The sequence below is a fragment of the Stutzerimonas chloritidismutans genome, assembly GCF_051486945.1.
Classification (GTDB): domain Bacteria; phylum Pseudomonadota; class Gammaproteobacteria; order Pseudomonadales; family Pseudomonadaceae; genus Stutzerimonas; species Stutzerimonas chloritidismutans_B.
Genome location: NZ_JAHVDX010000007.1, coordinates 1 through 12,920, shown reverse-complemented (window position 1 = coordinate 12,920; position 12,920 = coordinate 1). Strand labels below are relative to the sequence as shown.

Below are 12,920 nucleotides of genomic sequence, written 5' to 3'. Positions count from 1 at the left end.
GAGAACAACATGGCTGCACTTGAACTCTGCAATGTCCGCAAGAGCTACCCGGGCAGTGCGCACGACACGCTAAACGACATCGACCTGAAGATCGACGATGGCGAATTCCTCATTCTTGTCGGGCCTTCGGGCTGCGGGAAATCGACGCTGATGAACTGCATCGCCGGGCTCGAGGAAATCACCGGGGGCGAAATCCGCGTGGATGGCGCCGATATCAGCTCGGCCAGCCCGAAGGATCGGGACATCGCCATGGTGTTCCAGTCCTATGCCCTCTATCCGACGATGACGGTGCGGGAAAACATCGCCTTTGGCCTGAAAATGCGCAAGGTGCCGGCGGCGACCATCGAGGAAGAGGTGACCCGGGTCGCCAAGCTGCTGCAGATCGAGCACCTGCTAGGCCGCAAGCCGTCGCAGTTGTCCGGTGGTCAGCAGCAGCGTGTCGCGATGGGGCGGGCACTGGCGCGGCGGCCAAAGATCTACCTGTTCGACGAACCCTTGTCGAACCTCGACGCCAAGTTGCGCGTGGAAATGCGCACCGAAATCAAGTTGATGCACCAACGCCTCAAGACCACCACCGTCTATGTTACGCACGACCAGATCGAGGCCATGACGCTTGGCGACAAGGTCGCGGTAATGAAGGAAGGCGTTGTGCAGCAGTTCGGCACTCCGAAGGAGATCTACAACAACCCGGCGAACCTGTTCGTTGCGAGCTTCATCGGTTCGCCGCCGATGAACTTCATCCCGCTGCGCCTGAACCGGCAGGGCGGCGCGTGGCTGGCGCTGCTCGACAGCGGCCAGGATCGATGCGAACTGCCGTTGCGCCTGGCTGATGGCGAGTCCCTTGAGGGGCGCGAAGTGATCCTTGGCATACGCCCGGAACAGATCAGCTTGGGTAGCGATCCTGCGCTGCCATCCTTGCGCGCAGAGGTGCAGGTGGTCGAGCCCACCGGCCCTGACACCATGGTCTTCGTCGAACTCAACCAGACCAAGGTGTGCGTGCGGCTTGCGCCGGATGCCGCGACCGATGCCGGCAGTACCCTCACGCTGCAATTCGAGCCAGACAAAGTTTTGCTTTTCGACGCCAAGACCGGCGAACGCCTAGGCGTCGCTAATGGAAATGGTGGCCAAGGCCGCAACGGCACGGTGACACGGTTGGTTGCGCGTTAAAGCCATGTGGGAAAAAAGCCCGGTCGCTGGATATTTGCGTACCGGCACAGCTTTCGTCCGAATGTTATTGATGTACATGGTTTTTTGGCGGCGCAGGGCGAACCCCAGGCGCCGCCGGGAAGTCGAACCGCTGCTGGCATCGCTCGCACGCGGATCGTTAAGGAGAGCCACAGCGGCTCAATCCAACGGCAGTAACAACAATAAGAGCTATTTGGAGCGGATATGAAAAAGACCACACGCTTGGGCCTGGCGGTATCGTTGGCCAGTCTCGCAATGCCGTTTACTGTCCAGGCTCTGGACTTCAACGGTTATGTGCGAAGCGGTATCGGCGAATCCAGCGGGAGCGACTCGCAGGCCTGTTTCCAGTTGCCCGGCGCACCTTCGAAGTTCCGTCTCGGCAACGAATGCGAGCAGTATGCCGAGCTCGGTTTGCGCCAGGATTTGTTCACGCTGAGCGACGGCTCCGTCCTGAGCGTAGAAGGCATGGCCGCGCTGTACAACGAATATGACCACACGCCGAAGTTCACTGGCGACCATGGGTTCGCACGCATGGTTCAGGCCTACGCCGAATGGAGCAAGGTGCCGGCACTGAACGGCGGTTCCCTGTGGGCCGGCCGGCGATTCTACAAGCGGAACGACATTCATATCTCCGACTTCTATTACTGGAACCAGAGCGCGACCGGCGCTGGCATCGAGGACATGGAAATTGGCGGGCTGAAATACAGCTACGCCTTTTCCCGTAAGGACAATGTCTTCCAGGAAAACTACACCAATCGTCACGACTTCAACGTGGGCGGTATCGATACCAATCCCGATGGCGAACTTATGTTCGGGGTTAGCTACATCGACGATCCGGACCGTAACGACTCCAACAGCGGCTGGTCGGTCACGGCCCAGCACAAGCAGATCGGCTTTCTTGGTGGCAGCAACACGTTCGCGCTGCAGTATGGCGAGGGGCCCGGTACAGGGCTGGGCTATACCGGTGATGTCACCCTCGGTAGCAGCGACAAGAGCTGGCGGGTGGTGGAGTTCTTCGATTGGCAGGTCACGCCTCGCTTCGGTGGCCAATTCCAGGCGGTGTATCAGAAGGACAAGCGGCAGGATGGCGGCGACCAGGACTGGATTTCGGTCGGCGTGCGCCCGGTGTATGGACTGACTGAACAGTTCAAGCTTGTCGCGGAAGTTGGTCACGATCAGATCGACGCTCCAGACGGCACCCGCAAGCTCACCAAATTTACCGTTGCGCCGACCTGGTCGCCCGCCGGCCCTGAATTCTGGGCTCGCCCGGAAGTGCGCCTGTACTACACCTACGCGCAGTGGAATGACGCCGCGCAACGTGCAGCGAACCTGATGGCGGCGGGCAGCGCCCTGTCTGACACCGGCGCGTTCGGGAATGCGCAGCACGGTTCCAACTTCGGTGTACAGGTCGAGTACTGGTGGGACTGATTGGCGCGATAGCCTGAATCGGTTAGAACCTCCGGCAGCTGTGCCTTTCTACTAGCCATACGCACAGCTGGACGGAGGTGGGTTTGGGCGACAAGGCGAAAAATCCCTGTATCAGCCTTTGCAAGCTCAAAGACGAAGTTTGCATTGGATGCGGCCGCAGCCGGGACGAAATGAAGGCATGGAAGGGGCTGTCCAATAAGGAGCGCAAGGCGGTCAATGAGTTGGCCGCCAAGCGTTTGAAACGGCTGGGCAAGGCTGCGAGGAAAAAGAAGTGATCAGCTGTCCTCGCTGGGATAGCGCGTCGCGACCAGGCTTTCCTTGATCTTGCGAAGGTGGGGCTGGAAATCCACGCCGCGGCGAAGCGTCACGCCCGCCGCAAGGGTATCGAGCACCGTCAGCTGAATGATTCTGGACGTCATCGGCATGTAGATGTCGGTGTCTTCCGGCAGGGGTATGTCCAGGCTCAGGGTGCACACCTTGGCAAGCGGTGAATCCGCCGCGGTCAGCCCCAGTACGGAGGCTCCGTTGTCCCGCGCGATGGTTGCCGCTTCGACTAGCTCACGGGTACGTCCGGTGTAGGAGATGATCACGAACAGGTCGCCGGTATGCGCGACCGAGGCGAGCATTCGCTGCATCAACACATCGGCGTGGGCCGTCACCGGCAGATTGAATCGAAAGAACTTGTGCTGGGCGTCCAACGCGACCGATGCCGAAGCGCCGAGTCCGAAGAAGTGAATCTGACGCGCCTGAATCATGAGATCGACCGCTTGGCTGATCACTTTCGGATCGATGGCCTGGCAGGCGGCATCCAGCGAGGCGATGGCGCTGCCAAATATTTTTCGCGTATAGGCTTCCGGACCATCCGTCGCCTCAACGGCCTGGCTGACATAGGCCGCACCGCTGGCGAGGCTCTGCGCCAGTTGGATTTTCAGGGCCGGATACCCGGCGGCACCGAACGACCGGCAGAAGCGGTTGACCGTTGGCTCGCTGACGTTTGCTGCCTGCGCCAAGGCCGCGATGCTATACCGAGTCGCCTGCTGAGGGTCGCTGAGGATCACTTCGGCGACCTTGCGTTCGGCTTTATTCAGCTCGTCCAGCCGATTTTTTATCTGTTCCAAGAGATTTTTCATGCGATCCATGTCTCTTCCTTCAAGGGCTCGTCGCCGTGATCTGGCGAATACGGCGTCGCTAAGAGCAAAAAATACGGCTTTTGTTGTTTTAACAACAACATTTTGGGCTTAAACTGCGAAAGCCTATCCCACACGCAGCCTAATTTGGTTAATAAAAAGATCATGCCTGCTATTACTGTTGATGCGACGACCTTTGCGCTGTTCGGCGCTCTGGGCGATCTGGCTCTGCGCAAGCTGTTCCCGGCACTTTATCAGCTCGACCGGGCCGGGCTGTTGCACAGCGAGACGCGCATTCTGGCGCTTTCCCGCGATACGGGCGATGCCGAGCTGCATTTGCAGCGTATCGACCAGGCGCTTCGCAAGCATGTGCCCGCGGCGCAGCTTGATGAAGACGCGCTGTCACGGTTTCACAGCCGACTGGACTATCTGACGATGGATTTTCGCAACGCGGCCGATTACGCGGCGCTTGCTGAAAAGGTGTCGTCGGCAATGCCGCTCATAGCCTACTTCGCGACGCCAGCGGCAGTGTATGGGGCGATCTGCGAGAACCTCGCCGAGACGGGCCTGGCGGACCAGACGCGGGTCGTTCTGGAGAAGCCGATCGGTCATGACCTCGAGTCTTCTCGCGTGGTCAACGAAGCGGTGGCGCGTTTCTTCCCCGAGTCGCGTATCTACCGTATCGACCACTACCTCGGTAAGGAGACGGTACAGAACCTCATCGCCTTGCGCTTTGCTAACAGCCTGTTCGAAACGCAGTGGAACCAGCACCACATCTCGCATGTGGAGATTACGGTCGCCGAAACGGTGGGTATCGAGGGGCGCTGGGGCTATTTCGATCAGGCGGGCCAGTTGCGCGACATGATCCAGAATCACCTGCTGCAGCTGCTTTGCCTCATCGCGATGGATCCGCCGAGCGACCTCACCGCCGATAGCATCCGCGACGAGAAGGTCAAGGTGCTCAAGGCGCTGGCGCCGATCACTCCGGAGCGCTTGGGTCGCTATGTCGTACGGGGGCAATATGTTTCCGGCTCCGTAGGTGGCAAGACGGTACCTGGCTACCTTGAAGAAGAGAATTCCAACGCTGAGAGCAGCACGGAAACGTTCGTCGCGCTGCGTGCCGATATCTGCAACTGGCGCTGGTCCGGCGTACCGTTCTATCTGCGCACAGGCAAGCGCATGGGTGAGAAGGTTTCCCAGATCGTCATCCATTTCAAGGAACCGCCGTTCTACATATTTGCGCCCGAGCAGCGTTCGTTGATCAGCAATCGCCTGATCATCCGCTTGCAGCCGGACGAGGGCATCTCGCTGCAGGTCATGACGAAGGAGCAGGGCCTGGACAAGGGTATGCACTTGCGCAGCGGTCCGCTCCAGCTCAATTTTTCCGAAACCTACAAGAGCTCCCGAATTCCGGATGCATACGAACGGCTATTGCTCGAGGTGATGCAGGGCAACCAAAACCTGTTCGTACGCAAGGACGAAATCGAATACGCCTGGAAATGGTGTGACCAGTTGATCGACGGTTGGTCTCGCATGGGGGAGCCGCCCAAGGCCTATCCGGCTGGCTCCTGGGGGCCAGTCGCGTCGATAGCACTTATTACACGTGACGGGAGGTCTTGGTATGGCGATCTCTGAGCTGGTGCTTCCGCCCGATGTGGTCACGCACGACCTGGCCAATGCCGCCCAGCTCGCTGATGCCTTGGCTGCCCGCGTTGCCCAAGCACTCGAGGCAGCTTTGAAAGAAAAAGATACGGCCAGCTTGGTGGTATCTGGAGGGCGCAGCCCCATTGCGTTTTTCGAGGCGCTTTCCCGCTACACGTTGGAATGGTCCCGTGTGCAGGTCAGCCTGGCCGACGAGCGTTGGGTTGAGCCGACGCATCCGGACAGTAATGAAGGGCTCGTGCGACGGCACTTGCTTCAGAACGCTGCTACGGCTGCGCAATTGATCGGTCTGTATCAGGCTGGTGACACCCTGGATCAGGCCGCGGCGCGCGCAGGCGAAGGGCTGGAGCGCCTGGGTATGCCTATCGATGTGTTGGTGCTTGGGATGGGCAACGATGGCCATACCGCTTCGCTGTTTCCCGGCAGCCCTCTGCTGGCGAAGGCGCTCGATAGTGCCTGCAGCGATCGATGCCTGCCGATGCTGGCACCTGTCGAGCCCAGCGAGCGGATCAGCCTGACCTATCCAGTCCTCGCGGCAGCGTACGTCCAGTGTCTTGCTATCCAGGGCACTGCCAAGCTTGAAACTTTACGACAGGCCATGCGCCTTGACCCGTCGCAGATGCCTATTCGGGCATTCCTGCGATCCCCTCTGGAAATTTACTGGTGCCCTTGAGGGCCGAGGATTCAGTCATGTCCATGGAACAAAAGAACGCCGCGATCGAAAAAATCTGTACCGAAGCACGCATCCTCCCGGTGATTACCATCGGTAGCGAGGATCAGATCCTCCCGTTGGCCGATGCACTTGCCGCGGGCGGTTTGACAGCCTTGGAAATTACTTTGCGTTCGGCCCATGGCCTCACCGCCATCCGCCGCCTGCGGCAAGAGCGCCCCGACCTCTGCATCGGCGCGGGTACGGTGCTGGACAAGCGCATGATGGATGAGGTCGAAGCCGCTGGCGCTCAGTTCATCGTGTCGCCGGGGTGCACGGATGAGTTGCTGCAGGCCGGCGTTAATTGCTCCGTCCCGCTGCTGGCGGGCATCAGCAGTGCTTCCGACATCATGCGCGGCTACGCGTTGGGCTATCGCCGATTCAAACTGTTTCCAGCCGAGGTTTGCGGTGGGGTCAATGCGATCAAGGCACTCGGTGGCCCGTTCGGGGATGTGCGGTTCTGCCCGACCGGCGGCGTTAGCGCGGCGAATGCCTCGCAGTACTTGGCGTTGTCCAACGTGATGTGCGTGGGCGGTACCTGGATGATCGATTCGTCTGCGCTCAAGTCAGGCGATTGGAGCAGCATCACGCGTGCCACCGCCGATGCGCTGGCGGCGCTCGGTCCGCGTTGATCCTAAGCGTCCTCGTCGCCGGCGATCCGGCTAAGCTGATGATGCGTATGTAGGCCGTTGCGCGTATAGTGCGCGGCCTTTTCCCATCGGAACTGCCACACCGGGAGGTGCCCAGATGACCGAACACGAAGACTCTACCCCTCATGTCGCTCACGGCGAAAAATTGCAAAAGGTACTGGCCCGCCTTGGCCTCGCCTCACGCCGCGACGTTGAAAACTGGATTGCCGCAGGCCGCGTCAAGGTCAACGGTAACGTGGCCACACTCGGCCAGCGTGTCGATTCGCACGACGCCATTTCGGTCGATGGCCGTTTGCTCAAGCGAGAGGAAGCCATCGAGAACCTCCGTCGGGTGCTGATTTACAACAAGCCAGATGGCGAGATTTGCACGCGTGATGATCCTGAGGGGCGGCCAACTGTGTTCGATCGCCTGCCGCGGCCTAAAGAAGGGCGCTGGATCAATATCGGCCGCCTGGATATCAATACGACGGGCCTACTGCTGTTTACCACTGATGGTGAGCTCGCCAATCGTCTCATGCACCCCTCGTTTGAAATGGACCGTGAATATGCGGTTCGGGTCCGAGGTGAGGTTGACGATGAGATGATCGAGCGCCTCAAGACCGGCGTTATGCTTGAAGACGGCCCGGCTCGATTCACCGACATTCAGCAAGCCCCAGGCGGAGAGGGCTTCAATCACTGGTATCACTGCGTTGTTATGGAAGGTCGAAACCGCGAAGTGCGGCGCCTTTGGGAATCGCAGGGGTTGGTAGTGAGTCGTCTCAAGCGGGTCCGTTTCGGCCCGGTTTTCCTCACCTCGGACCTTCCCATGGGCCGGTGGCGCGAAATGTCGCAGGCAGAAGTCGATATTTTGAGCGAGGAAGTTGGGCTCAAACCTGTGGCGTTGCCCGAGATGAAGGCGCGAACCAAGGAAAAGCTCGACCGGTTGCAGCGAAAAGTCGCTAAGCCCGTTGGCCGTGGCGATAGACGTCCGCGTGTGTTGCGCTCGCCGGGTGAGGCGGATGCACCGACCTCCGCTGGAAAACCGCGCGGAGAGCGTCCGGCTCCGGCGTCGCGTCGTGGTACGCCGGTTGCTGAGCGTCCGGCTGAGGTTCGTCGTGGTCATGGCAAGCCCGCCGGGTCCGCCAATCCCGAAAAAAGCGGCAGGAAGCCGGCCCCTAAATCCCGAGAGGGCGGGGTGTCAGGTGAAGGGCAGCGTCCCGGTTTCGGTCGCGGGCGGCGCTCCAAGCGTTCCGAGTAAGCTGGCGGTCGAGGCGCAGCGTTGAGGCCTAGGCGTTCACGCTGCGCTGAACACTTGGTTGCGACCGGCACGCTTGGCAAAGTAAAGGGCTTGATCCGCACGGCGTAACAGTTGTTCCTGCGCTTCTCCCGGCTCATAGGTTGCGCAGCCAAGGCTGGCCGACAGCCGAACCTGCCGTTCGCCGACGAAGAAGGGCAGCTGCTCGATAGCTGCTCTGATCCTCTCGGCAACGATCAGCGTAGCGGTCGAGCAGGTATTCGAAAGCACGAGCGCGAACTCCTCGCCACCGAAGCGAAACACCATGTCGACGTTGCGGAGCTGTTCTTTCATCAGCAGTGAGACCGCTCGGAGCGCGGCGTCCCCAGTCTGATGCCCATATGCGTCGTTGAGATGTTTGAAGTGGTCCATGTCGAGCATGATCACCGATAGCGCTTGGCCGTGGCGTCTTGCTAGCTCGGTTTCCCGGTTGAGGCTTTGTTCAAGGGCAAGCCGGTTGCCTGTACCGGTGAGCGGATCTCTCAGTGACGCTCGTACAGCGTTGCGGTAGAGCAAGGCATTGCGCAGCGGGAAGATGAGGCAGTCCAGCGCGCTGGCGAGTTGCCTGGCCGCTAGTTCTGAAGGGGCCTCACGAGTCGAGATGACCAGTTCGCCTAAGCCATCGCCTTGGTGCGAGAGGCTGAATTCAAGCTGGATCCCAGAGCGATCGCCAATTTGCAAATCGACTTCGGTCGGAGTGTGGCGATAACTGATGCCGTCTATGACGGTCAGCTTGCGTACCTCTTCGAAAAAGAAGGTCAGCAAACGGTCTACTTCGAGACTAGTTTGAAGTCGGCCGGCCAGGACGCGAACTAGGTCTGCCAGGTCAAGCGGCCGACTGGCCGACGGCTGGAAGCTACATTCGCTTCGAGCGGTGCTGATATCGACCGTAAAGTTGTTTTGCATCAGTGGCAGCATGGCTTTCCCTCGTACGCAATTGCGCTGGCGATTGAAGCTATGCGAATTAAATGCCAGTAATGAAAAACTCTTTCAGATCAAAGCTTTGGTCGAATATTGCCGCTCTGCTTGATGGCCTTGCGCCAGTAAAGCGGCAAATTTGCGCCGGTTCGTTTATTCCCTACCGCTTAGGCCGACGGGAAACCGGCGGCCAGTTCCGATGCGCTACTGCGCGTTCAAAGCCTGGCCATTGACGTCGCGGCTGTCTGGACCCATAAGAAACAGGTAGAGCGGCATGATGGCTTCCGGTAGCGGATTCACACTTGGATTTTCGCCGGGGTAAGCTTTGGCCCGCATATCGGTGCGAGTCGCACCGGGATTCACGCTGTTTGCACGAACATTTGAGGTGCCTTCCAGCTCATCTGCAAGGACTTGCATCATGCCTTCGACCGCAAACTTCGACACCGCATAGGCCCCCCAATAGGCTCGCCCTTTGCGGCCAACGCTGCTTGAGGTGAACACGACCGAAGCGTCTTCAGAAAGCTTGAGGAGCGGAAGCAGAGTACTGGTAAGCATGAACGCCGCGTTGACATTGACCTGCATGACACGGGAGAAATTGTCGCCGGACAATTGTTCGATCGGAGTTCGCGGTCCGATGATGCCCGCATTGTGTAGAACGCCGTCGAGGCGGCCGAATTCGCGTTCGATCATTGCAGCCAGTTCGTCATACTGATGGGGCAGGGCTGTCTCCAAGTTGAGCGGGATCACTGCGGCTTGCGGCCAACCCGATGCTTCTATGTCATCGTAGACCTGATTCAGGTTGTCCTCGTTTTTACCTAGCAGCAGTACAGTTGCGCCATGGGAGGCATAGGCCTTGGCAGCCGCCTCGCCGATGCCGCGACCGGCTCCGGTCACGAGGATGATCCGGCCTTCGAGTAGATCTGGCCGTGCTGAATATTCGTACATCTGTGTCTCACTGTCGGAATGAGGCGCCAAGGGGACTGGCGATCTAGGTTCGGGGGGGCTAACAGCATCCAAGCGCGCGATCCAGGACTGCGCGGAGCTCGAGCGGGTGGCTGACGACCACGTCGGCGCCCCAATGATCAGGGTTGTCGTCCGGATGGATATAACCGTAGCGCACTGCCGCTGTCTTACTACCGGCTGCACGCCCTGATTCAATGTCTCGAAGGTCATCCCCGACGAAGAGGACTTCCGACGGGGCCAGAGCTAATTGGCTGCACGCGAGTAGCATGGGCTCCGGGTCTGGCTTGCTCTTGCTCACATGATCCGGGCAAACCAAGACCGCCGCTCGTTCTGCCAGGCCGAGACGCTGCATGATCGGTTCGGCGAAGCGAACTGGCTTGTTGGTCACTACGCCCCATGTCAGTTTGGCCCTCTCGATGTCATCAAGGAGCTCTGCCATCCCTTCGTACAGGCTGCTTTCAACAGCGCAATGCTCCTGATAGCGATCCAGGAACTCCCGACGCAATATTTCGAACTCAGCGGAAAGGGGATTCACATCGAAGGCAGCCATTACCATAGCTTGGGCGCCACCGGAGACAACGTCGTGAATGGCCTTGTCGGGAACTCGATCCAGCCCGCGCGCCAAACGCATGGCCTGCACAACCGCGATGAAGTCGGGCGCGGTGTCCAGCAGCGTTCCGTCCATGTCGAACAATACGGCACGTAGTCGCATCATGCCTCCCGCCGGCGTGTCTGGATCATGTAGTTCACGTCCACGTCTGGCGACAGTTTGTAATGCTTGGTCAGGGGGTTGTAGGTGAGGCCAATGATGTCATTCACTTCCAATCCGACACTCCGGCTCCAGGCGCCGAGTTCGGAAGGGCGGATGAACTTGCGATAGTCGTGGGTTCCGCGCGGCAGGAGCTGCAGCACATATTCCGCCCCGATGACCGCGAAAGCATATGCCTTAGGGTTGCGATTGATGGTTGAAAAGAACACCTGCCCGCCTGGCTTGACCATCGTGCAGCAAGCACGAATCACCGAAGCGGGGTCGGGCACGTGTTCGAGCATTTCAAGGCAAGTAACTACATCGAATTGAGACGCGCACTCTGAAGCGAGCGCTTCGGCGGTGATCTGGCGATAGTCGATTTCAAGACCTGATTCCAGCAGATGCAGGCGCGCCACCGATAGGGGGGCCTCGCCCATGTCGATGCCTGTCACCTCAGCGCCTCTTTGCGCCATTGCTTCGCTCAGGATGCCCCCACCGCAGCCAACATCGAGCACCTTCTTGCCGGCAAGCGGCACATGCTCATCGATCCAGTTGACGCGCAGGGGGTTGATCTCGTGCAGTGGCTTAAATTCACTTTCGCGATCCCACCAGCGGTGGGCCAGCGCTTCGAACTTGGCTATTTCGGCGTGGTCGACGTTGCTCATGATTTGTCCCGTTAACATTTGCGAGTAAGTTTCGCCTGTAAGCGCAGATGGTGCCAGCTTCGCCTGCTAATGACGCATGGCGATTTTGTCGCGCTACGTCGTTCGAATCTTGTCACCCCATTGCCGGGCGTTCGCGATGATGCGTTCTTCATCCATACGTGTTAGCTGACCGTTTTCCGACAACTTTTTGCCGCCTACCCATACATGGCGCACGCAGTCGCGTCCGCTGGCATATATAAGCTGCGAAACCGGGTCATAGACGGGCTGCTGGGCTAGGCGAGAAAGGTCGAATGCAACCATATCGGCGAATTTGCCGATCTCCAGCGAGCCGATGCAATCCTCAAGACCAAGTGCTCGCGCTCCATTCAGTGTTGCCATACGTAATGCTCGATGTGCATCCAGTGCAGTCGGCGAGCCCGCCACGGCCTTGGCTAGCAAAGCAGCGGTGCGTGTCTCCCCAAGCAGGTCAAGATCATTATTGCTGGCGGCGCCGTCTGTACCAATCGCGACGTTCACTCCAGCTTCCCAGAGCCGCTCGACCGGACAAAAACCGCTGGCGAGCTTGAGGTTCGACTCGGGGCAGTGAATAACGCTGCAGTTGTGTTCGACCAGTAGGGAGATATCGTCTTCGGTAACCTGCGTCATGTGGACGGCCTGGAAACGCGGGCCCAGCATCTGCAGCCGAGCGAGGCGTGCCAGTGGCCGTTCCCCATCCTTGCGAATCGCTTCTTCTACCTCTTGCGAGGTTTCGTGCACGTGCATGTGAATGCCGATATCCATCTCGGCCACGAGCGTGCGGATGGATTCCAGTTTCGCGTCAGCTACGGAGTAGGGTGCATGCGGGCCAAAGGCTACTGTCATGCGAGGGTGATGCTTGAGGTCATCGAACAGTTCGACCCCCTTTCGCATAGCCTCGTCAGCGTCCAAGGCACCGGGAATGGGGAAATCCAAGACAGGAATGGTTATCTGCGCACGAACGCCGCAGGCATGAACCAATTGGCTTACCACTTCTGGATAGAAGTACATATCCGAGAAGCAGGTAATGCCACCTTTGATCTGCTCCGCTATAGCCAGCTCGGTACCGTCATGAATAAACGCCTCATTGACCCATTTCGCTTCTGCTGGCCATATGTGGTTGCGCAGCCAGGTCATCAGCGAAAGGTCATCGGCGAGCCCGCGGAAAAGCGTCATGGCCGCATGACCGTGGGCATTGACGAGCCCGGGGGTTAGAACCATATCCGGGAGCTCAAGTGTCTCATGAGCCGCGAGCTCGTGGGCCTGCTCTCTAGAGCCGATGAATGCGATGCGGCCTTGCCTTAGACCTATTGCGTGCCCCTTGAGCACGACGCCGGCAGGCTCTACTGGGACAAGCCATGTCGGAAAAAGAAGAAGGTCTAACGTATCGTCGGGCGCTGAGGGCATGTAATCGCTTCGGATGTTGGGCTTGCCCCTATCAAACCGGACACCGCGGCCCCGTTAAATTGATGCTGCGCTCATTCGCCTGAACTCCCGAGGCGAGCGGTATTTCAGTGCGCTGTGCGGATGCTCTTCGTTGTAGTGTTCGAAAGCAATCGCCAGGTTGCGTAGCGCTG

14 protein-coding genes are annotated in these 12,920 nt (G+C 59.2%); 7 read left to right on the top strand and 7 right to left on the bottom strand.

Features of this window, described 5'->3' with window-relative positions; all coding sequences use genetic code 11:
- Positions 1–9: 9 nt before the first annotated feature.
- From KXR72_RS20000 to KXR72_RS19990, 3 genes are all read left to right on the top strand, one after another.
- Entirely contained in the window at positions 10–1,167 is a 1,158-nt protein-coding gene (locus KXR72_RS20000; RefSeq protein ID WP_437422854.1) for an ABC transporter ATP-binding protein, read from the top strand.
- A gap of 222 nt (positions 1,168–1,389) precedes the next feature.
- Positions 1,390–2,613, top strand: a complete 1,224-nt coding sequence (locus tag KXR72_RS19995) for a maltoporin (protein WP_437422853.1) — start codon at positions 1,390–1,392, stop codon at positions 2,611–2,613.
- An 83-nt stretch (positions 2,614–2,696) separates the two neighbouring features.
- The gene (locus KXR72_RS19990; RefSeq protein WP_437422852.1) at positions 2,697–2,888 is read left to right on the top strand and encodes a DUF1289 domain-containing protein; all 192 of its coding nucleotides are present in this window, start codon (positions 2,697–2,699) and stop codon (positions 2,886–2,888) included.
- Here the strand turns inward: KXR72_RS19990 and KXR72_RS19985 are convergent, their stop codons facing one another.
- Positions 2,889–3,752, bottom strand: a complete 864-nt coding sequence (locus KXR72_RS19985; RefSeq protein ID WP_437422851.1) for a MurR/RpiR family transcriptional regulator — start codon at positions 3,750–3,752, stop codon at positions 2,889–2,891. It lies immediately after the preceding gene.
- A 153-nt stretch (positions 3,753–3,905) separates the two neighbouring features.
- Between KXR72_RS19985 and zwf the strand changes: the two genes are divergently transcribed.
- The 4 genes from zwf to rluB all read left to right on the top strand — a co-directional run bounded on the left by zwf (position 3,906) and on the right by rluB (position 7,998).
- Positions 3,906–5,375 (top strand): glucose-6-phosphate dehydrogenase, encoded by a 1,470-nt coding sequence (gene zwf, locus KXR72_RS19980; protein WP_437422850.1) that lies wholly within the window; start codon positions 3,906–3,908, stop codon positions 5,373–5,375.
- Positions 5,362–6,075 (top strand): 6-phosphogluconolactonase, encoded by a 714-nt coding sequence (pgl, locus tag KXR72_RS19975; RefSeq protein ID WP_437422849.1) that lies wholly within the window; start codon positions 5,362–5,364, stop codon positions 6,073–6,075. Before zwf ends, pgl begins: the two co-directional genes overlap by 14 nt.
- Positions 6,076–6,092: 17 nt before the next feature.
- A complete protein-coding gene (locus tag KXR72_RS19970) occupies positions 6,093–6,743 on the top strand; it encodes a bifunctional 4-hydroxy-2-oxoglutarate aldolase/2-dehydro-3-deoxy-phosphogluconate aldolase (RefSeq protein ID WP_437422848.1) in 651 nt (216 codons plus the stop codon).
- Positions 6,744–6,858: 115 nt separating this feature from the next.
- Positions 6,859–7,998 (top strand): 23S rRNA pseudouridine(2605) synthase RluB, encoded by a 1,140-nt coding sequence (gene rluB / locus KXR72_RS19965; protein WP_437422847.1) that lies wholly within the window; start codon positions 6,859–6,861, stop codon positions 7,996–7,998.
- 36 nt (positions 7,999–8,034) lie between these two features.
- Here rluB and KXR72_RS19960 read toward each other — a convergent pair whose 3' ends face one another.
- The 6 genes from KXR72_RS19960 to KXR72_RS19935 form a co-directional block, all read right to left on the bottom strand.
- Complete coding sequence (locus KXR72_RS19960) at positions 8,035–8,952, bottom strand: GGDEF domain-containing protein (protein WP_437422846.1); 918 nt, start codon at positions 8,950–8,952, stop codon at positions 8,035–8,037.
- A 204-nt stretch (positions 8,953–9,156) separates the two neighbouring features.
- Positions 9,157–9,897, bottom strand: a complete 741-nt coding sequence (locus KXR72_RS19955) for a YciK family oxidoreductase (protein WP_437422845.1) — start codon at positions 9,895–9,897, stop codon at positions 9,157–9,159.
- 58 nt (positions 9,898–9,955) lie between these two features.
- On the bottom strand, positions 9,956–10,627 hold the full coding sequence (mupP, locus tag KXR72_RS19950; RefSeq protein ID WP_437422930.1) for an N-acetylmuramic acid 6-phosphate phosphatase MupP: 672 nt from the start codon (positions 10,625–10,627) through the stop codon (positions 9,956–9,958).
- The gene (gene ubiG / locus KXR72_RS19945) at positions 10,627–11,328 is read right to left on the bottom strand and encodes a bifunctional 2-polyprenyl-6-hydroxyphenol methylase/3-demethylubiquinol 3-O-methyltransferase UbiG (protein ID WP_437422844.1); all 702 of its coding nucleotides are present in this window, start codon (positions 11,326–11,328) and stop codon (positions 10,627–10,629) included. The genes mupP and ubiG overlap by 1 nt, the downstream gene beginning before the upstream one ends.
- Before the next feature lie 93 nt (positions 11,329–11,421).
- Positions 11,422–12,750: a TRZ/ATZ family hydrolase gene (locus tag KXR72_RS19940; RefSeq protein WP_437422843.1), complete on the bottom strand. Its 1,329-nt coding sequence runs from the start codon at positions 12,748–12,750 to the stop codon at positions 11,422–11,424.
- A gap of 54 nt (positions 12,751–12,804) precedes the next feature.
- On the bottom strand, positions 12,805–12,920 hold a 116-nt coding region (locus KXR72_RS19935; RefSeq protein ID WP_437420337.1), incomplete at its 5' end, for an integrase core domain-containing protein.

Bases quoted from the DNA above. Each gene is read 5' to 3' on its own strand.
- KXR72_RS20000 (WP_437422854.1), top strand. From the start codon at position 10: ATGGCTGCACTTGAACTCTGCAATGTCCGCAAGAGCTACCCGGGCAGT.
- KXR72_RS19995 (WP_437422853.1), top strand. From the start codon at position 1,390: ATGAAAAAGACCACACGCTTGGGCCTGGCGGTATCGTTGGCCAGTCTC.
- KXR72_RS19985 (WP_437422851.1), bottom strand. From the start codon at position 3,752: ATGGATCGCATGAAAAATCTCTTGGAACAGATAAAAAATCGGCTGGAC.
- zwf (WP_437422850.1), top strand. From the start codon at position 3,906: ATGCCTGCTATTACTGTTGATGCGACGACCTTTGCGCTGTTCGGCGCT.
- pgl (WP_437422849.1), top strand. From the start codon at position 5,362: ATGGCGATCTCTGAGCTGGTGCTTCCGCCCGATGTGGTCACGCACGAC.
- KXR72_RS19970 (WP_437422848.1), top strand. From the start codon at position 6,093: ATGTCCATGGAACAAAAGAACGCCGCGATCGAAAAAATCTGTACCGAA.
- rluB (WP_437422847.1), top strand. From the start codon at position 6,859: ATGACCGAACACGAAGACTCTACCCCTCATGTCGCTCACGGCGAAAAA.
- KXR72_RS19960 (WP_437422846.1), bottom strand. From the start codon at position 8,952: ATGCTGCCACTGATGCAAAACAACTTTACGGTCGATATCAGCACCGCT.
- KXR72_RS19955 (WP_437422845.1), bottom strand. From the start codon at position 9,897: ATGTACGAATATTCAGCACGGCCAGATCTACTCGAAGGCCGGATCATC.
- mupP (WP_437422930.1), bottom strand. From the start codon at position 10,627: ATGCGACTACGTGCCGTATTGTTCGACATGGACGGAACGCTGCTGGAC.
- ubiG (WP_437422844.1), bottom strand. From the start codon at position 11,328: ATGAGCAACGTCGACCACGCCGAAATAGCCAAGTTCGAAGCGCTGGCC.
- KXR72_RS19940 (WP_437422843.1), bottom strand. From the start codon at position 12,750: ATGCCCTCAGCGCCCGACGATACGTTAGACCTTCTTCTTTTTCCGACA.